Origin of the sequence: Agromyces fucosus (assembly GCF_004134865.1) — a bacterium.
GTDB classification, from domain to species: Bacteria; Actinomycetota; Actinomycetes; order Actinomycetales; family Microbacteriaceae; genus Agromyces; species Agromyces fucosus.
Window position 1 is genome coordinate 893,400 of the sequence record NZ_SDPO01000002.1, and the last position, 18,202, is coordinate 911,601.

Sequence of the window (18,202 nt, forward strand, 5' to 3'; positions counted from 1 at the left end):
CGATCAGTCGAACTTCGAGCGCACGATGAGCCACACGCCGATGCCGACGACGGCCACGACGCCGACGGCCGCGACGACCGCCGCCACGGGCTGCTCATCGGCGAATCGGCGCAGCTTGCGCTTGGCGCGCTCGGTGCGGATGCCGACCTGCTTCGGCACGTTGAGCTTGTCTTCGAGGGCGTTGAGCGTCTCGGCGAACTCGGCCCTGGCCTGCTGCGAGGCGACCTTCGCCTGCACGCGCGTCAGGTTGCGCTCGCGCGCCGCGGCGTCGCGCTTCGAGGGTCGGGGGCCGGGGGCGTCAGTAGCGGCGGTCATAGTCACCCGTTCCCTTCAGGGCGTCGAGGTCGGCCTTCAGGCTCTCGACGGACTCGAGGGGCTCCGAGCCCCGCTTGAAGTTGACGTAGGCGATCCACAGCAGGACCGCGATGATGAGCAGCAGCACGCCCGACACGGTGAGCGCGGCCGCCCACGCGGGCATCACGAGCGCGAGCGCGAAGATCGCGGTGGTGATGAGCGTAAAGAGCAGGAAGACGCCGACCACGGCGGCGCCCGCGACGAGCCCCGACCCGATGCCGAAGTGCTTGACCTTGTAGGAGATCTCGGCCTTGATCTGGTCGATCTCGGCGCGCACGAGCGACGAGATCGTGTCGGGCAGGTCGCCGATCAGCGTGAACAGTGAGCGGTCGTCGTTCGAGGGCGCGGTCATCGCGTCAACACCTCCGTGTTCAGGAGTCGGATGCGGCGGGCTCGGCCTTGCCCGTGGTGCCGCGCTTCGCCGGCGGGCGCTTCGCCCCGCCCTTCGCCCCGGATGCCGCGGATGAAGCGACCTCTGCGGCATCGTCGATCGCGTCTCCGAGCGCGGAGGCCGCACTGTCGACGGCCGACTTCGCCGCGGCGGCGGTCTTCGACACGTTCTGCTTCGCGGACTTCGCCGCCCCGCTGACGTCGCCCTTCGTGGCGCCGGCGCCGCGGGTCGCGTTGCCGATGAACGACTTCACGCCGTCGAGCACGGTGTCGGAGAGGTCGCCGACCTTGTCGGCCGCGAACCCCTTGACGGAGTCGACTCCCTGCTGCACGGCCGGCGTGTTCCACACGCCCTCGGCCGCCTTGCGGATCTGCTCGTAGCGCTCTCGACCGGCCCGCGTACCGAGCACGTAGCCGACTCCGAGCCCCACGACGAAGAGGATCTTGCCTTTCATATGCACCCCATCTCCCCCTGTGGTTCACCACAGCTCGTTTCAAGCGTAGACCCCGCACGAGGCCGCGCAAGGGGGTTGCGTCGAAATATTCCGTTCCGGCTATGCGTTGCCGTCGGGCTGCACCCGGCGGTGACGCACGCGTCGTGCAGCCTCGAGCGCATGGGGCACCACCGAGGCGAGACCGGTGCCGGCGACCCACGAGCCGGTCGCCTCGATGCCGGGCTCCGCGGCGAGCGCGTCCTCGAGCGCGTGCACCCGCTCGTGCTGACCGATGGTCGCCTGCGAGATGGCGTCGCGCCACACGGTGCGGCCCGAGGCGCGGAGCATCCGCTCGTCGAGCTGCACGCCGAGCAGCAGTGAGGCATCCGCGAGCGCGAGCTCCGCGACCTCGGCGTCGGAACGCCCGTCGAGGGGGTTCGCCGCACCGGCGCGCCCGTAGGAGAGGCGCACGACGTGGCGGCCGCCCGCCTGCTCGGCCAGCCACGACCACTTCGCGGTCGAATGGGTGAGGGCCTTCGCCGTCACCCCGGGCGCGTCGGCCGCGACGAGCACGCCGGTGCCGCGCGGGGCTGCATCGAGGGCGGGCGCGTCGAGGACGAGCGTGACGAGTTCGACGGAAGCGGCGGCGGGCCAGGCCGCGCCGTCGGCGTCGCTCGTGTGCGTCCAGCCGTCGAGCGCGTCGTCGACGAGCGAGAGCGCGGCATGGCCCGAGGCGGCGAGCACGACGTCGGGGGCGGTCACCAGCATCCGGCCGGTCGAGGTCGTCGCGGTGACGAGCCATCCGGATGCCTCGGCCGACGACACGGCGTCGCGCTCGCGGGTCGCGGCGTCGCGCTCGAGGCCCGTGACCTCGGCGCCGCGCACGACCGTGACGCCGAAGCGTGCGAGCTCTCGTTCGAGGGCGTCGACGAGACGGTGCATGCCTCCGCGGATGCCGCGCACGGCGCTGCCGGCCTTCCGCTCCTCGAGAAGCTGCCCGACACCTCCCGACAGCGAACCGGTACGCGTCATCGCCTCGTTGAGCCCGGGGGCGACGAGGTCGAGGTCGAGGGCGACGGGATCGGTCGAGTAGACGCCCGCGGAGATGGGCGTGACGAGCCGGTCGAGCACTGCCTGGCCCATGCGCTCACGCACCAGTTCGCCGAGGCTGCGGGCGCGGCCGATGCGGAGGATCGGCTTCACGCGGTCGAGGTAGGCGCGGATCGCGCCGTTCCAGCCGATGATGCGCCGCACGTCGTCGCCGAGCGGGTTGGCCGGGATGCCGAGCATGCCCGTCTTCGGCAGCGGCGCCGCGTCGAGGCCCTGCTTGCCGGGCATCACGAGCCAGGCGCCGGCGGGGTTCGGGTTCTCGACGTCGGCGTCGAGGCCGAGGGAGCCGAGCAGTTCGGCGACCGTGCCGCCGCGGGTCGCGAACGACTCGGCTCCGCTGTCGAGCGTGAGCCCGTCGAGCTCGATGCGCCCGACGCATCCGCCGAGTTCCTCGCGGCGCTCGAGCAGGGTGACCTGCAGACCGACCTTCGCGCACTCGAGTGCCGCGACGAGGCCGGCGACACCGCCGCCGATCACGACGACGTCGGCGGTGACATGCTCGACGACGGGCTCTGCGGCCGGGTCGCCCGCCGGCGTCGGGCGGTCGCTCATGCCGAGGCCCCGTGCACGAGTTCGACGACGCGCGTCAGCACCGTCGGGTCGGTCTCGGGCGGCACGCCGTGCCCGAGGTTGAAGACGTGCGCGGGAGCGGCCTGCCCACGGCGGAGCACGTCGCGCACGGCCGCCTCGAGCACGGGCCACGGGGCGGCGAGCAGGGCCGGGTCGAGGTTGCCCTGCAGCGGCACGCCCTCGCCGACGCGCGCCGCGGCGACGTCGAGCGGGATGCGGTAGTCGACGCCCACCGTGTCGACGCCGATGCCGTGCATCGCGCCCAGCAGTTCGCCGGTGCCGACGCCGAAGTGCACGACGGGCACGCTGCGGGTGGTCGGTGCGGCATCGGCGCCGCCCGAGGCATCCGCGGTCTCGTAGGCGAGGTCGTGCACGTGGGCGAGCGCCGCCGCCGAGGCCGGGGCGACGTGCGTCTCGTAGTCGGCGAGCGAGATGGCGCCGGCCCACGAGTCGAAGAGCTGGGCGGCGGATGCCCCGGCGAGCACCTGCGTGCGCAGGAAGCGGCCGGTGAGCTCGGCGGTCCAGTCCATGAGCGCGCGCCATGCGCCGGGATCGGCGTGCATGAGGGTGCGGGCGGCGAGGTGGTCCTTCGAGGGGCCGCCCTCGGTGAGGTACGCCGCGAGCGTGAACGGGGCGCCGGCGAAGCCGATGAGCGGCGTCGGGGTGCCCGAGCCGTTGTCGGTCGTGTTCAGCTCGGCGACCGTGCGGGCGACGGCCTCGGTGATGGGGGCGGATGCCTCGTCGAGCCGTGCAGGGTCGATCGCCGTGAGCTCGGCGACGCCCGCGGCATCCGCGTAGGCCCGCCCGAAGACCGGACCGCGACCCGGCTGGATCTCGACGTCGACGCCCACGAGCTTCAGCGGCACGACGATGTCGCTGAAGAAGATGCCGGCGTCGACCCTGTGGCGGCGCACGGGCTGCAGCGTGATCTCGCTCGCCATCGCCGGGTCGAGGCAGGCGTCGAGCATGCGGGTGCCGACCCGGAGGTCGCGGTACTCGGGCAGCGAGCGCCCCGCCTGCCGCATGAACCAGACGGGTGTCGCGTCGGCACGCTCTCCCCGGTATGCGCGCACGAGTCGCGAGTCGGAGGTCAGGCCGGCGGAGAGCGGATGCTGCGGGGAGAGGATCACGCCTGACATTGTCTCGTATCGGCCTGAGTGAAGATCCGGCGATCGGCTGAGTGAAGATCCGGCGATCGGATGCAGCACCAAGATCGATCAGCTGCAGGCTCAGCGCTCGGGCCCAGCCAGCATCTCGAGCACATGCGCCGCGAGCGTCGCCTGCGCCGTGAGCTGCGGGTGGAGGCCGTCGTCGAGAAGGGGCAACGGGCCGGAAGCGTCCGCCGGGTCGATGACGAGGTCTCCCGGCTCGGCCACCACTCGCAGGATCGCGGCGGTGCCGCGCACGTCGGCGTCGGTCCAGGCGAGCCCGGTCCCGCCGAGATAGGGGTGGGCGGCGACCTGCTGCTCGTCGATCGGCGTCGGCGCGACCCAGATCCAGCGCACGCCGGGCGCGCTCGCGGCGTCGCGGCGGATGAGCTGCAGGTTGCGGGTGGTCTCGGCGGTGCTCACGAGCCGGTCACCGCCTGCGCCGGGAAAGCGACGGGCGTCGTTGGTCCCGAGCATGCAGAAGACGACGTCGGGTTGCCGGCGCCGGACAGCGGGAAGGCTCGCGAGGGTCTGCGTGGACGTGGACCCCGAGATCGCGAGGTTCTCGAACTGCAGCTCGAGTTGCGGCCGCTCGGAGGCGAACAGCTCGGTGAACAGCTCGAACCACGAGAGCCGATCGGCCGTCGTGCTCTCGCCGAGCGCGAGGATTCGCGCGCCGGTTGCGAACGGCCCTCGGCCGAGTGCGGCCTGCGCCGACGGCGCTGCTGCCAGGCGACGCACGGCGTCGGTGCGCTGGGCGTCGAGGGCGTGCACCGCGTCGGCGTAGGCCTGTGGATCAGCGCCGAAGACGCCCGCCCTCGCGGCGTCGTCCATCGCCCAGGCATAGGGAAGGGAGCGCTCCGGCCGCTCGAAGCGCACGAGCTTGTCGAGCATCGCATCCCTCACGACCGCGGCTCCGAGGTCGCGTCGGAACGGTTGCGCGCGGGCCGCGCGACATCCGCTCGCCGCAGTGGAAGCAGGAATGCGCAGAGCACGATCCACGCGAACGAGGGGAAGCGCACGATCGGCAGCAGCACCGCGAGCTCGGGGATCGCGACCACGAGCGTTGCGACCATGGCGAGGCCGGCCAGCACAAGTCCCGCCCACGCGTGCCAGCGCGGCAGCAGGCCGGCCAGCAGTCCCGGTACGGCGAGCCCGGCGATGAGGAGGCCGAGGGGCACGATGAACCCCGGGCCGCCGGCGAAGAACGCCAGGTCGTGCAGGAGGCGCACGATGCCGGGCTCCTCGAGCAGTTCCGGTCGCGTGAGCGCCCAGCTGAAGCCGGCCGACAACGCCATCGACGCCGCGGCGATGATGCCTCCGGCGAAGCCGATCGACACCCCCGGTGCGCGCACGCCGAGCTGGGTGAGTCGCGTCGTCGCGGCGGCCGCGAAGATCGCGAGCGGCACGGATGCCGCGAACTGCAGCAGCGCCGCGATCAGCACCGAGAGCTCGTGCTCACGGAAGTAGGCGACGATCGCATCGCCGTCACCGAACGGCGACGGGTAGGTCGCGCCGCCGGCGAGCACGGTCGGCAGCACGATCGAGGCCATCGAGAGCGCGACGACGACGATCGCGAGAGGCGGCAACGGCGGCCCTGCTGGTGCGCGCCGCGCGCCGGTGGACGAGGCGGAGTGCTGGGACTCGGCCGCGGCGGTTCCGACCGCCGCATCATTCGTTCTGTGCATGTAATCATTCATAGCACAGAATGATTCATCCGCAACTGGTAGAGTCGTCGACATGGAGACGACCGCGCACGAGGCACCGTTCCGGCCGCCCGCCGACCGCGTCGGATTCCTGCTCTCGCAGGTCGGCGCCTTCGCCTCGACACGCTTCGCCGAACGCCTCGCCGAGCTCGACGTGCAGCCGAGCGATGTCGGACTGCTGCGCATGATCGCGGTCGAGCCCGGCCTCAGCCAGCAGTCGCTCGCTCGCAAGCTCGGCGTGGTCCCGAGTCGCGTCGTCGCACTCGTGGACGCGCTCGAGCGCAAGGAGCTCGTCACCCGCACCCGCAGCACCACGGATCGACGCACGCACGAACTGCATCTCGCCGACCGCGGTCGCGATGTGATGGCGCAGATGCGCCGCATCGGCCGCGAGCACGAGGATGATCTCGTCGCCGAGCTCAGCCAGGAGGAGCGGCAGACGCTCGGGCGGCTGCTCGCGCGCATCGCGGCCGCTCATGAGCTCGATCCCGAGGTGCATCCCGGCTATCGGGCATCGCGCGGCTGAGTCCACCCCGGATCCCGTCGGAATCGCACCGCCTTGCAGTGCAACAAAAACATTGCACTTCGTGAGGAGTAGTGCAACGATTGCATTGCACATCATTCAGCACGGCACTCGAGGAGGACGCATGAACGGCACCACCGGATCACTCGACCGGATCGAACAGCAGATCGACATCGACGCCTCGGCGGAGCGCGTGTGGGAGCTCGTCTCCACCGCAGGCTGGTGGATCAACGACGACAGAGTCGTCGAGCACCGCATCGAGGAAGAGGGCTCGCGCGTCGTCGTTCACGACGAGAAGTGGGGCTCGTTCACGCTCGGCGTCGAATCGCTCGACGCCCCGCGCTACGCCGCGTTCCGGTGGTTCAACGCGCCCCCCGCCTCAGCCGAGCCGGACCCCGCACTCGATGCACTCACGTCGACGCTCGTCGAGTTCTGGATCGAGGAACGCGCCGACGGCGGTGTCGTACTGCGCGTCGCCGAGAGCGGATTCGAGGGGCTCGACCGCAGCGCCGAGGAGCGCCGCAGGATGTTCGACGAGAACACCGAGGGCTGGGCCATCGAACTCGAGTACGCGCGCGACCACGTCGCGAACGAGACCTCGGTCGACGTCGCGGCGGGTCGATGACCATCGGCACCGAGAGCCTCCCTGCCGCGTTCGCCGCCCTGGGCGACGACACGCGGTGGGGACTCCTGCAGCGACTCGGCACGGCGCCCGCCTCGGCGACGGCACTCGCGGCCGACCAGCCGATCAGCAGGCAGGCCGTCGCCCGGCACCTCGAGGTGCTGCGCGAGGCCGGTCTCGTCGAGACCGAGATCCATGGCCGCGAGGTGCGCTACCGCGCGATCGGGTCGCGCCTGAGCGCCCTCGCGCGCGACCTCGACGCCCTCGCACAGGGGTGGGAGAGCCGCCTGCGCTCGATCAAGGCGGCTGCTGAGGGGTAACCGCAGGACGACCGGGACTCGTTCGGCCGATTCGTTCGGAAGCCTTACATTCGCGCTCCCATCAGCGCTATGGTCGAGACGTTGTGCGCCCCCGAGCACGACGACGCACGAGCCCCCGGGCACGTGCGCCTCCGCATCCCACGGAGAATCACATGTCCCCACTGCGCCTGTCGTCCCCCCGCCTGCCATACCCCGCTCCCCGAGCCACGCGAGCCATGCGATGAACGCGGCCGCACCGCATCGCACCGGCGTCACCTTCATGGTCGCCGCCGCCGCCGCGATCGTCATCGGAGCGCTCATCGCCGGATCGGGCTTCCTCGACCGCGTGATGTTCCGACTCCCCGAGATCCCGGGCGGCGAACGCATCGCCGTCGGCGTCTCCGTGCTCGCGCTCATCACCGCGCTGGTCTGGATGCTGGTGCGCCTCGGCGAGCTGGGCCGGGCCCGTTCGCGTCGCCGCGCCCTCGAGGCCAGCGTTCGCGGCGAGGTGAGCTGCGGCATCCGTCGCCGTGAGCTCGTCGCCCGCCTGAACGAGCTGACGACGGATGACGCGCCGCCGATCGCACTCGCGGCGCGCTACTCGATCGTGGCCGACGAACTCGGCGTCGCGTTCTGGAACGGCGGGCGCCGCCCGCGTCGCGCCGCGCAGTTCGCGTGGCGCGAGGTCCGCGGCATCCGCAGCGATTCGCTCATCGCGGGCGAGACGGTGCTCTCCGTGCTCGTGCTGCGCGTGCGCCGCGCCGGCGTGAGCGTCGAGCTGCCGATCGTGCTCGCCGCGGAACGACCGGGCCGGTACGCGCTCTCCGACGCCCCGTTCTTCGCCGTGGTTCGCAGCTGGAAGGCCAAGCACCGCGAAGCGCTCGCGGCCGAGGGCCTCGAACTGCCGCCGCTCACGGCGCCGATCCAGATCATCCCGCAGAACGCGGGGGCGCTCGCCGGTCGCTGAGTTTCCCTCGGAGTCGCTCTGGGCGAACCCGGATTCGACGGCGAGTAGAATCCCTTCGTGCTCATCTGCCTCACCGCGAGTCACAAGAACGCCGGGTTCGACATGCTCGAGCGCCTCTCAGCGACCGCGGACGCCGCCGGTCCCCGTATCCGCAACGGCCACTCCGCCGTGCAGGGTGCCGTCGTCGTCGCCACCTGCAACCGCTTCGAGGCGTACCTCGACCTCGACGCGGCCGAGGGCGACTCGCCGGTGCCCGCTGTGCACGAGGCCATCCGCTCGGTCGGCGCCGTCGCCGGCCTCGAGCCCGAAGAGCTGCGCTCGACGTTCGGCTTCGTGCACGGCAACGCGGTCGCCGGCCACCTCTTCGCAGTGGCCTCGGGCCTCGAGTCGGTCGTCGTCGGCGAAGGAGAGATCGCCGGCCAAGTGCGCCGTTCGCTCGAGCGAGCCCGCGCCGAGGGCACGACGACCCCCGACCTCGAACGGCTCTTCCAGCGCGCCTCGCAGATCTCGCGCCGCGTGAAGAACGAGACCGGCATCGGCAACGAGGGCCGCTCGGTCGTGCGCCTCGCGCTCGAACTCGCCGAGAGCCGCATCACCGACTGGTCGGCCACCCGCGTGCTGCTCGTCGGCACGGGCCGCTTCGCAGGGGCCTCGCTCGCCGCGCTCCGCGACCGCGGCGTCACCGACGTGCGCGTCTTCTCCCCCTCCGGCCGCGCCGCGAAGTTCGCCACGAGCCACGGCATCGAGGCGGTCGGGCATCGCGACGTCGCTGCGGCGGCCGCCACCTCCGACGTCATCGTCACGTGCACCACGGCCGAGCACCACGTCGTCGACCGCGCGCTGCTCGAAGCGGGCCGGGCCGGGTTCGGGGCATCCGCTGGTTCTGCTGCCGCCGGTTCTGCTGCTGCCGGAACTGCTGCTGCCGCTCGCCCGCTCGGCCTCGTCGCCGGACCCGCCGAAGCCCCCGTCGAGCGCCAGCTCGTGATCGACCTCGGCCTTCCCCGCAACGTGGCGCCCGACGTCGTCGAGGTGCACGGCGTCGAACTGCTCGACCTCGAGACGATCCGCATCCACGCCCCGCTGGAAGAGTTCGGTGCGACGGATGCCGCGCGCGCCATCGTCGGCGGAGCGGCCCGGGCCTTCGGCGAGTCCCGCGACGAGCAGGATGTCGCGCCCGCCGTCGTCGCCCTCCGGCGCCACGTCTTCGACCTGCTCGACGGCGAGATCGAACGCGCCCGCACGCGCGGCGACGCCGATGGACGCACCGAGGAGGCCCTGCGCCACATGGCCGGCGTGCTGCTGCACACGCCCATGGTGCGCTCGCGCGAACTCGCGCGCGCCGGCGAGCAGCAGGCCTGGATCGACGGCATCGCCGCCATCTTCGGCGTCACCCCCGCAGCGGATGCCTCGGCCGCCACGTCGGAGGCGCGCGCTACGCTTCGTGACGATGCACGAGAACGCCACGCCTGACCCCGCGACCACGACCGCGTCGACCGCGTCGACCGCACTCGACCGCGCCGCCGCGGCAGCCGCCGACGGGCCACCCGCGCTGCGGTTCCCCTTCGATGCGACCGCGCTCACCGAGACGCCGATCAACACGGAGCGTCTCGTGCTGCGGCCGCTCGAGGCATCCGATGCGCCAGACGTCTTCGAGTACCAGCGCATCCCCGAGGTGCTGAGGTACCTGCCGTGGCCCGAGCGCGACCGCGCCGAGGCGTACGAGCACACGGCGAAGCGCGCCGCCGCACGGGTGCTCGAGGGTGATGGCGACTTCTTCGTGCTCGCGATGACGCTGCCCGGCGTGCCGTCGGTCGAGGAGTCGACGGGTGCGGAGTCGACGGGTGCGGAGTCGACCGGGGCGATGTCGACGGGTGCGATGTCGACCGGTACGGCGCCGACGGGTGGGAAGCCGATTGGTGCGGAGCCGACGGGCTCGACGGCGCGCGACCGCGTGATCGGCGACATGATGGTGCGCGTCTCGAGCGCCAAGCACGCTCAGCTCGAACTCGGCTGGGTCGTGCATCCCGACTTCCAGGGCAAGGGCTATGCCCGCGAGGCAGGCATCGCCATCAGGGACTTCGCGTTCGAGACGCTGCGCCCGCACCGCATCCAGGCATTCCTCGACGCGCGCAACGAGGCATCCGCCGGCCTGTGCGAGCGGCTCGGCATGCGACGCGAGGCGACGATCCTCGAAGAGCAGTACAACGACGGCGAATGGCAGGACACGGCGTTGTACGGCGTGCTGCGGCGCGAGTGGGCGGGCGCTCGGGAGTAGGCAGGCACTCGCCTTCCCGGCGCCCACTCTCGGCTCCTCGCCCTCACCGCCTCGCCCGTCCTTCCCTCCCTGCCCCCTCACCGCCTCGCCCTCCTTCCCTCCCTGCCCCCTCACCGCCTCGCCCTCCTTCCCTCCCTGCCCCCTCACCGCCTCGCCCGTCCTTCCCTACCTGCCCCCTCACCGCCTCGCCCGTCCTTCCCTCCCTGCCCCCTCACCGCCTCGCCCTTCCTCGCCCTCTCTGCTCCCCTCATCACCGATTCTCCACAGACTTATCCACAGACTGTGGAACATACGTTCGAATGTCGGCCGCCCGCGAGACAATGGAACATGGCCGAAGCGCTCCCCGACTTCAGCGGTCTGACCGCCCTGATGTCGTCGTGCGCACCGTCGTCGAGCACCTTCAGCGCGCTCGACGATCGCGCCCTCGTCGAGGCTGTCGAGGCCATCACCGCGCTCCGGCACGAGGTCGAGCGAGCCCAGGCTCTCGCCGCGGCCGAGGTGGTGCGGCGTTCGAAAGTCGCGTTCGGGCTTCAAGGGCTCGCTCAGCGCACCGGCCACGCGAGCGCGGGCGATCTGCTGCAGTCGATCACGCATTCGTCGAAACGTGAGACCGCCGCTCTCATCGGGGTCGGGCGCATGGTCGCCGAGACCGAGGCGGTCGCCGAGCTCGAGCTCGCACGACGCGATGATCCCGAGCTCGCCGCGGTCGTGCCCGAACCGGTCGCGCCGTGGTTCTCCGAATTGAGCCGTGCCGTGGCCAGCGGGGTGCTGACCGTGGCGGTCGCCGACGCGATCCGTTCCGGGCTCGGTGAACCCGGCGGCGATGCCGACGAGTCGGCGTTGGCCTCGGCGTTGGCATCCGTACTCGCGAGCATCTTGGCCGACAGTCGCGGGCTGCACGCCGACGCGGCTCGTCGCCTCGCCCGTCAAGCGCGCGATCGCATCGACGCCGCCGGCGTGGCCGCGCGCACCGAGCACCAGCGTGAGGCGCAGTTCTGGCGCGTGTGGGTGAAGCCCGACGGCATGGTGCGCGGGGAGTTCGAGCTCGACGCCGAGAGCGGCATGCTCATCAAGGCGGTGTTCGACCAGCTCACCCATCCTCGACGCACGGCGGCCCCGGTGCGACGCAGCTTCGGCGATCCGGTGCGGGGCGACGCGGCCTTCTCCGATGCTCGTGCGACGCGCGAGCGCGACGCGGCCGAAGGCCTCGTGCATTTGCTCCGTGCCGGTGCGAGTGTCGACCCGACCCGCCTGCTCAACGACAAGAAGCCATCGGTCCGACTCATCGTGAACGCGGTCTCACTCAGTACGGGCGAGGGCTCGGGCGCCATCCAGGGCCACCCCGACCGCGTTCCGCTCGTCGACATCCGCACGGGGCTCTGCGAGGGTTACCTGCCGGTCCTCTTCGACGCCGACGGCGCCTGCCTCGACCTCGGCCGTGACGAGCGACTCTTCACCGACAAGCAGAAGACGGCACTCGCGATTCGCGACGGCGGATGTCTCGATCCCGACTGCACTCGCCCGCCCTCGTGGACCGAAGCCCATCACATCGACCACTGGCAACGCGACGGCGGGCGCACCGATCTGGCCGACGGCATCCTGCTCTGCCGTCGAGATCATCTCAGGTACCACAATCAGGGGTGGGAGGTGCGGCGCACCGGCACGAACTACTGGCTCATACCTCCGCCCGGCGTCGATCCAGACCAGACCCCGAGATTGATGCGAGCGAAGACGCCCGCCGATCTCATCAATCCGGTCGACCCGGAGCGTCTCGCGAACCCGGGCGATGCCCGGCTCGCGGATCCTGTCGATCCGGCGCGGCCCCACCTCGCATCTGTCCGAGCGAGGCCGGCCGAGCCTGAACGAGTGCTTCCGGTCGCTGGGTAGAGATCTGCCCAGCGCGGCCCAGCGCGGCCCAGCGCGGCGAATACTCGAGCGCGGTGGCGGCTGGCGCACGGGAGTCGACGGAGCCTGAACGCGCGGACGCGAGCGGACGCCGGCGTACGAAGACGTGGCGGTTACCGGCGCGCCGGAAACCGGACACGGCACAACCCGGACACGTGGAAACCGATCTCGCTGGAAACCGGTCTCAGGCGCCCCGGACGGGCGAGCCCGATGCCGGCGCTGCAGATTTCGCCACGCAGCTCCCGCGACGCGCGGCGCGAAGCCCGCCTTCGCCGTGCAGCTCCCGCGACGCGCGGCGCAAAGCCCGCCTTCGCCGTGCAGCTCCCGCTACGCGCCGACGAGGCGCGACGCCAGGAAGCCCTCGAGCTCGTCGAGCGGCACGCGCACCTGTTCCATGCTGTCGCGCTCGCGAACGGTCACCGCGTTGTCGTCGAGCGAGTCGAAGTCGACCGTGATGCAGAACGGCGTACCGATCTCATCCTGCCGACGGTACCGACGCCCGATGGCACCGGCATCGTCGAAGTCGACGTTCCAGTGCTTGCGCAGCGACGCGGCGACCTCACGAGCGAGCGGCGACAACTTCTCGTTACGACTCAGCGGAAGCACGGCGGCCTTCACCGGCGCGAGACGCGGATCGAGGCGCAGCACCGTGCGGGTGTCGACGCCGCCCTTCGCGTTCGGCACCTCTTCGACGTGGTACGCGTCGACGAGGAATGCCATGAGCGAGCGGGTGAGACCGGCCGCGGGCTCGATCACGTACGGGATCCAGCGCTCGTTCTTCGACTGGTCGAAGTACGACAGCTCCTTGCCCGAGTGCTCCGAGTGGGTCGTGAGGTCGAAGTCGGTGCGGTTCGCGACGCCCTCGAGCTCACCCCACTCACCACCGGTGAAGCCGAAGCGGTACTCGATGTCGACGGTGCGCTTCGAGTAGTGCGACAGCTTCTCTGCGGGGTGCTCGAAGCGACGCAGGTTCTCGGGGTCGACGCCGAGGTCGACGTACCACTGCCAGCGGTAGTCGAGCCAGTACTCGAACCACTGGTCGTCGGTGCCGGGCTCGACGAAGAACTCGAGCTCCATCTGCTCGAACTCGCGCGTACGGAAGATGAAGTTTCCGGGCGTGATCTCGTTGCGGAACGACTTGCCGATCTGACCGATGCCGAACGGCGGCTTCATGCGAGCGGCCTGCAGCACGTTCGCGAAGTTCGTGAAGATGCCCTGAGCGGTCTCGGGGCGGAGGTAGTGCAGCCCCGATTCATCCTGAACCGGGCCCAGGTAGGTCTGCAGCATCATGTTGAAGTCGCGCGGCGGAGTCCACTGACCGCGGGTACCGCAGTTCGGGCACGCGATGTCGCCCATGCCGTTCTCGGGGGCGCGACCCTTCTTCTCCTCGAAGGCCTCGAGCAGGTGGTCTTCACGGAACCGCTTGTGGCAGTGCAGGCACTCGACGAGCGGGTCGGTGAAGACGCCGACGTGCCCGGAGGCGATCCAGACCTGCTTCGGCAGGATGACGCTCGAGTCGAGACCGACGACGTCGTCGCGACCGGTGACCATGTACCGCCACCACTGCCGCTTGATGTTCTCCTTCAGCTCGACGCCGAGGGGGCCGTAGTCCCACGCGGAGCGGGATCCGCCGTAGATCTCGCCGGCCTGGAAGACGAACCCCCGGTGCTGGGCGAGGGCGATGACGGATTCGAGACGGCTGGGTGCGGCCACGGTGGCTCCAATGGTCCTGGGGATCGGGCGAAGGCGAATGCCGAAGACGGGCGAATGCCGGAAAACGACACGGTGTCACCATCCTACGGGCGGGTGCCGCCACGAACGAGCGCACGGTCGGTACGCTGTGCCCATCACGACCATGGCCGAGGGGGCGACGGTGTGGGATCTCATCTGGGAACTGAACGTGATCGACGGCCCGTTCGTCGTCGCGGTGTACGGCCTCGCGGCGCTGGTGTTCCTGTACCTGCTGTTCCGCGGCCCCGGCTGGTCGTGGGTGCTGACGGTCATCGTGCTGCTCATCGTGGGTTCGCTCATCGGGGTCGCGGTGCTCTGGATCGGCGTCAACGTGCTCGACGCGTTCGGCGGCCCGGTCGATGATTCGGCGTGGCTCTGGGTGCCGGCGGCGTTCGCCGGCATCACGGTGGCGATCTGGAACCTCTGGTACTCGCGGTGGTGGCGCAAGCTCATCGCCCTGCTCGCGATCCCGTTGTTCTCGGCGACGGCGGCGTTCGGCGTGAACGCCGCATACGGACTGAATCCGACGCTCGGCTCGATGTTCCACATCTCGACCGCCGACACGATCGACCCGCCCGTGCCCGACCCCGCGACGATCGCCGACCCGGCGGAACCGCTGTACGCGACGTGGACGCCACCGCCCGACATGCCCGAGACGGGAGAGGTCGGCATCGTGCAGGGCGGCGTGCCGAACACGGTGTCGGGCTTCGAGGCCCGGCCCGCCCAGATCTACCTGCCGCCCGCCGCGCTCGTGACGGATGCCCCGCGCCTCCCACTCGTCGTCATGATGATGGGCCAGCCCGGCGACCCCGATGCGAGCTTCATCGGCGAGGTGCTCGACGACTTCGCGGCCGACCACGACGGACTCGCACCGATCGCCCTCGTCATCGACCAGCTGGGCGATCCCTCAGCCGATCCGCTCTGCCTCGACAGCGAGCTCGGCAAGGTCGAGAGCTACGTCATGCAGGATGTCGTGCCGTGGGCCAGGCAGCGACTCGGCGTGCTGCAGGGCGCGACGTTCACGACCGTCGCCGGGTACTCGAACGGCGGCGGCTGCGCCGCCTACTTCGGCGCGAAGTACCCCGAGGTGTTCGGCAACCTGCTCGCAGTCTCCCCCGTCGAGTACGCGGGCGCCGAAAACCCAGACGAGGTGCTCGCGGAGATCTTCGGCGGCGACCGGTTCGCCTACGACCTCGTGAAGCCCGCCAACATCATGGCGGCGAAGGCCCCGTACCCCGACTCGGCGGCCGTCTTCACGGTCGGCGAGAACGACCTCGCGTTCGTGAGCGGCACCGAACGACTGGCGGATGCCGCGACGGCCGCGGCCATGCAGACGACGCTGTTCCTCGTGCCCGGCGCAGACCACGACGTCATGGCGCTCACAGGCGGCCTCGAGAAGGGATTCGACGTGCTCTCTCCGCGACTCGGGTTGTCGGCGCCATGACCGAGACGACTGGGCGTGTCGGAGACGCCGAGAACACCGAGGACCTCGAGCCGAGCGGGCGTCTGCGCTCGACCGCGGAGGCACTCGGCGGATTCATCCGTCGCGTGCCCTTCAGCATCGCCGTCGCGGTGCTGCTCGTCGTGACGGCGCTCGTGACGGGCACGTTCTTCGGCGCCGCATCCGACGAGACCGCCACCACGTGGGCGGCCGGGGTGATCACGACCGTCGACGGTCGGCAGTGGTGGACCGTCGCGACGGCGCTCGTCATCCCGTTCGACCCGTTCCAGCTCGTGTTCGGCGTGCTCGCGGCACTCGTGCTGCTCGGCGTCGCCGAGCGACGCATGGGCACGTGGCGCACGATCGTCGCGTTCCTCGTGACGGGTGCGATCGGCGTCGCGGTGGGCACGCTCCTGCAGTGGGTCGGCTCACTCGCCGGCGAGTGGTGGGCGACCGGCACCGCCGCGGACCTGACGCTCGACCCGCTCACCGGCATCGTGGGCGCACTCATGACGGCCACGGCGTTCATGGGCCGGCTGTGGCGCCGACGCATCCGAGTCGTGACGATCGCCTTCATCCTCGTGTTCGTGCTCTACGACGGCGACTCGTCGAATGCCTACCGACTGGTCGCGGCGATCGCGGGCTACCTGCTCGGCGCCGTGCTGACTCGCGACGCCTCGACCCTCTCGGCCAAGCGCAGCTCCCACCGTGAGACCCGCACGCTCGTGGCCGCCGTCGTCGCGGTCACCGCCGTCGGTCCGATCGTCGCCCTCGTGAACCGCTCCGAGCTCACCCCCTTCGCCTTCGGCTCGTACCTCTTCGCCGACGAGCCGCTCGAGCTCGCAGCCGTGATGGCCACGTGCGGCGGGGAGGCGGCCACGGCTGCCGCCGCGGCATCCGAGTCGTGCACCGCCCAGCTCGCACTGCTCAGCGCGCAGGGATTCGGCATGTTCCTGCTGTCGTTCGTGCCGGTGCTGCTCCTGCTCGTCGCCGCGTGGGGGCTGCGCCACGGTCGCCGTTTCGCGCGCTGGCTCGCGATCGCGGTGAACGCCGCGATCCTGCTCTTCGCCCGCACGGCCTACGACGTCACGGTGACGACGGCCGACGTCGACGACGGCACCTGGACCGTGTTCGACCTCGGCGAGCTCGTCGTGTGGGCCGTCGCGGTGCTCGCACTGCCGATCGGCATCATCGTCATGCTGGTCGTGACCAGACGGCATTTCCAGATCCGCGCACCGCGGGAGGCGTTCGCCCGGTTCGCCGTGGTCGTCGTCGGCACCTTCGTCGTGCTCGCCGGCGCCTACCTCGTGGCCGGGCTCGCGACCGTCGGCGAGTACTGGCCGGCCGCGACCGGGTGGGACGTGCTGCTCGACACGTTCAAGCGGTTCGTGCCGCCGCACTTCCTCGCCGTCGTCGACCCGATCGTGCTGCCCGGGCATGACGTCACGAGCTTCCTCGCCCAGGCGGTCGGTCCCGTGTTCTGGGCGGTGTTCATCGCCGCGTCGATCCGGCTGATGTCGCGCACCGGCTCGGCGGCGAAGACCGCCGACGACGCCCGGCTCCGCGAACTGCTGCACCGCAACGGCGGCGGCACGCTCGGGTTCATGGCGACCTGGCCGGGCAACGTCGCGTGGTTCAGCGACGACGGCGACTCGGCCGTGGCGTACCGGGTGATCAACGGCGTCGCCATCACGATGTCCGACCCGATCTGCGCGGCGGGGAACCGCGGCCGCGTCATCCGCGAGTTCGCCGCCTTCTGCGACGCGAACAGCTGGGTGCCGGTCTTCTACAGCGTGCATCCCCAGTACCTGCCGGTGTTCGACGAACTCGGCTGGCAGCATATGTCGGTCGGCGAGGAGACGCTCGTGCGCACGACGGGGCTCGAGCTCGCCGGCAAGCCGTGGCAGAAGGTGCGGCAGGCGCTGAACCGCGGCATCAAGGAGGGCATGACCACGGTCTGGACGAGTTGGGACGAACTGCCCCTCGCCACGCTCGCGGAGATCGAGGCGATCTCCGAGGAGTGGGTCGCCGAGAAGGAGCTGCCCGAGATGGGCTTCACGCTCGGCGGCATCGAGGAGCTGAAGGACCCCGAGGTCCGGCTCATGCTCGCGGTCGGGCCCGACGGGCGGTTGCAGGCGGTGACGAGCTGGCTGCCCGTGCATCGCGACGGTTCCGTGATCGGCTGGACCATCGACTTCATGCGCCGCGCCGACGGCAGCATGAACGGCATCATGGAATTCCTCATCGCGTCGGCGGCGCTGCACATGAAGGACACGGGTGCCGAGGTGCTGAGCCTCTCGGGTGCACCGCTCGCGACGAAGCCGCTCGAACCGGGCGAGACGCCGCCCGAGCCGACGGTGATGACGCGGCTCCTCGACTTCCTCGCCTCGACGCTCGAACCGGCGTACGGGTTCTCGTCGTTGTTCAGGTTCAAGGCGAAGTTCAACCCCGACTACGAGACCATCTCGATGGCCTACCCCGACCCGCTCGCCCTGCCGACGATCGGCCTCGCGATCGGCAAGGCGTATCTGCCGGAGGTCTCGCCGGCGGAGGCCGTCGCCCTCGTGAAGACGCTCACGAAGTAGCGTTCGCCGACCACATCGAGCGGATGCCACCGCCAGCCACCGCGCGCGGCGAATCGCCTTTTGTGCAACGAAACTTTTGCCGAACAACTGACGAAAGAATACCGTATAGCATCCGACTTTCGCTTGACCCGTCCGCAAGATG

General features: G+C 70.8%; 17 protein-coding genes. 9 read left to right on the plus strand and 8 right to left on the minus strand.

What is annotated here, in order from left to right:
• Positions 1-3 precede the first annotated feature (3 nt).
• From ESP57_RS09910 to ESP57_RS09940, 7 genes are all read right to left on the minus strand, one after another.
• Positions 4-315 (minus strand): DUF3618 domain-containing protein, encoded by a 312-nt coding sequence (locus ESP57_RS09910; RefSeq protein WP_129231401.1) that lies wholly within the window; start codon positions 313-315, stop codon positions 4-6.
• Entirely contained in the window at positions 299-706 is a 408-nt protein-coding gene (locus ESP57_RS09915; protein WP_056006637.1) for a phage holin family protein, read from the minus strand. The genes ESP57_RS09910 and ESP57_RS09915 overlap by 17 nt, the downstream gene beginning before the upstream one ends.
• Positions 707-725: 19 nt before the next feature.
• Positions 726-1,199 (minus strand): hypothetical protein, encoded by a 474-nt coding sequence (locus ESP57_RS09920; protein ID WP_207904523.1) that lies wholly within the window; start codon positions 1,197-1,199, stop codon positions 726-728.
• Positions 1,200-1,298: 99 nt separating this feature from the next.
• Entirely contained in the window at positions 1,299-2,840 is a 1,542-nt protein-coding gene (hemG, locus tag ESP57_RS09925; RefSeq protein ID WP_129231403.1) for a protoporphyrinogen oxidase, read from the minus strand.
• A complete protein-coding gene (hemE, locus tag ESP57_RS09930) occupies positions 2,837-3,997 on the minus strand; it encodes a uroporphyrinogen decarboxylase (protein ID WP_129231404.1) in 1,161 nt (386 codons plus the stop codon). Before hemE ends, hemG begins: the two co-directional genes overlap by 4 nt.
• A 90-nt stretch (positions 3,998-4,087) precedes the next feature.
• Positions 4,088-4,912: an SGNH/GDSL hydrolase family protein gene (locus tag ESP57_RS09935; RefSeq protein WP_129231405.1), complete on the minus strand. Its 825-nt coding sequence runs from the start codon at positions 4,910-4,912 to the stop codon at positions 4,088-4,090.
• Positions 4,909-5,694 (minus strand): hypothetical protein, encoded by a 786-nt coding sequence (locus ESP57_RS09940; protein WP_207904524.1) that lies wholly within the window; start codon positions 5,692-5,694, stop codon positions 4,909-4,911. The genes ESP57_RS09935 and ESP57_RS09940 overlap by 4 nt, the downstream gene beginning before the upstream one ends.
• A gap of 52 nt (positions 5,695-5,746) precedes the next feature.
• Here ESP57_RS09940 and ESP57_RS09945 point away from each other — a divergent pair, with 52 nt between their 5' ends.
• The 7 genes from ESP57_RS09945 (at position 5,747) to ESP57_RS09980 (ending at position 12,285) form a co-directional block, all read left to right on the plus strand.
• Positions 5,747-6,238, plus strand: a complete 492-nt coding sequence (locus tag ESP57_RS09945; protein WP_056006652.1) for a MarR family winged helix-turn-helix transcriptional regulator — start codon at positions 5,747-5,749, stop codon at positions 6,236-6,238.
• 121 nt (positions 6,239-6,359) lie between these two features.
• The gene (locus tag ESP57_RS09950; protein WP_129231406.1) at positions 6,360-6,860 is read left to right on the plus strand and encodes an SRPBCC family protein; all 501 of its coding nucleotides are present in this window, start codon (positions 6,360-6,362) and stop codon (positions 6,858-6,860) included.
• Positions 6,857-7,177, plus strand: a complete 321-nt coding sequence (locus ESP57_RS09955; protein WP_056006660.1) for an ArsR/SmtB family transcription factor — start codon at positions 6,857-6,859, stop codon at positions 7,175-7,177. Before ESP57_RS09950 ends, ESP57_RS09955 begins: the two co-directional genes overlap by 4 nt.
• Positions 7,178-7,397: 220 nt before the next feature.
• Entirely contained in the window at positions 7,398-8,123 is a 726-nt protein-coding gene (locus ESP57_RS09960; RefSeq protein WP_129231407.1) for a hypothetical protein, read from the plus strand.
• A gap of 57 nt (positions 8,124-8,180) precedes the next feature.
• Positions 8,181-9,593: a glutamyl-tRNA reductase gene (locus tag ESP57_RS09965; RefSeq protein WP_129231408.1), complete on the plus strand. Its 1,413-nt coding sequence runs from the start codon at positions 8,181-8,183 to the stop codon at positions 9,591-9,593.
• Entirely contained in the window at positions 9,571-10,398 is an 828-nt protein-coding gene (locus tag ESP57_RS09970; RefSeq protein WP_165877432.1) for a GNAT family N-acetyltransferase, read from the plus strand. The genes ESP57_RS09965 and ESP57_RS09970 overlap by 23 nt, the downstream gene beginning before the upstream one ends.
• A gap of 327 nt (positions 10,399-10,725) precedes the next feature.
• Complete coding sequence (locus ESP57_RS09980; RefSeq protein WP_129231410.1) at positions 10,726-12,285, plus strand: HNH endonuclease signature motif containing protein; 1,560 nt, start codon at positions 10,726-10,728, stop codon at positions 12,283-12,285.
• A gap of 345 nt (positions 12,286-12,630) precedes the next feature.
• Here the strand turns inward: ESP57_RS09980 and ESP57_RS09985 are convergent, their stop codons facing one another.
• Complete coding sequence (locus ESP57_RS09985) at positions 12,631-14,016, minus strand: glycine--tRNA ligase (RefSeq protein WP_129231411.1); 1,386 nt, start codon at positions 14,014-14,016, stop codon at positions 12,631-12,633.
• A 127-nt stretch (positions 14,017-14,143) separates the two neighbouring features.
• On the opposite strand from ESP57_RS09985, the gene ESP57_RS09990 reads away from it, so the two are divergent.
• Together ESP57_RS09990 and ESP57_RS09995 are read left to right on the plus strand one after the other, a co-directional pair.
• Complete coding sequence (locus tag ESP57_RS09990) at positions 14,144-15,478, plus strand: alpha/beta hydrolase-fold protein (RefSeq protein WP_165877433.1); 1,335 nt, start codon at positions 14,144-14,146, stop codon at positions 15,476-15,478.
• Positions 15,475-18,060 carry a rhomboid family intramembrane serine protease gene (locus tag ESP57_RS09995; protein WP_129231413.1) on the plus strand — a complete coding sequence of 862 codons (2,586 nt, stop codon included), beginning with the start codon at positions 15,475-15,477 and terminating at the stop codon, positions 18,058-18,060. Before ESP57_RS09990 ends, ESP57_RS09995 begins: the two co-directional genes overlap by 4 nt.
• Positions 18,061-18,202: the final 142 nt, after the last annotated feature.

Coding starts and splice junctions, on each gene's coding strand:
- ESP57_RS09995 (WP_129231413.1), top strand. CDS start 15,475: ATGACCGAGACGACTGGGCGTGTCGGAGACGCCGAGAACACCGAGGAC.
- hemG (WP_129231403.1), bottom strand. CDS start 2,840: ATGAGCGACCGCCCGACGCCGGCGGGCGACCCGGCCGCAGAGCCCGTC.
- ESP57_RS09950 (WP_129231406.1), top strand. CDS start 6,360: ATGAACGGCACCACCGGATCACTCGACCGGATCGAACAGCAGATCGAC.
- ESP57_RS09955 (WP_056006660.1), top strand. CDS start 6,857: ATGACCATCGGCACCGAGAGCCTCCCTGCCGCGTTCGCCGCCCTGGGC.
- ESP57_RS09945 (WP_056006652.1), top strand. CDS start 5,747: ATGGAGACGACCGCGCACGAGGCACCGTTCCGGCCGCCCGCCGACCGC.
- ESP57_RS09910 (WP_129231401.1), bottom strand. CDS start 315: ATGACCGCCGCTACTGACGCCCCCGGCCCCCGACCCTCGAAGCGCGAC.
- ESP57_RS09970 (WP_165877432.1), top strand. CDS start 9,571: ATGCACGAGAACGCCACGCCTGACCCCGCGACCACGACCGCGTCGACC.
- ESP57_RS09920 (WP_207904523.1), bottom strand. CDS start 1,199: ATGAAAGGCAAGATCCTCTTCGTCGTGGGGCTCGGAGTCGGCTACGTG.
- ESP57_RS09980 (WP_129231410.1), top strand. CDS start 10,726: ATGGCCGAAGCGCTCCCCGACTTCAGCGGTCTGACCGCCCTGATGTCG.
- hemE (WP_129231404.1), bottom strand. CDS start 3,997: ATGTCAGGCGTGATCCTCTCCCCGCAGCATCCGCTCTCCGCCGGCCTG.
- ESP57_RS09915 (WP_056006637.1), bottom strand. CDS start 706: ATGACCGCGCCCTCGAACGACGACCGCTCACTGTTCACGCTGATCGGC.
- ESP57_RS09960 (WP_129231407.1), top strand. CDS start 7,398: ATGAACGCGGCCGCACCGCATCGCACCGGCGTCACCTTCATGGTCGCC.
- ESP57_RS09940 (WP_207904524.1), bottom strand. CDS start 5,694: ATGCACAGAACGAATGATGCGGCGGTCGGAACCGCCGCGGCCGAGTCC.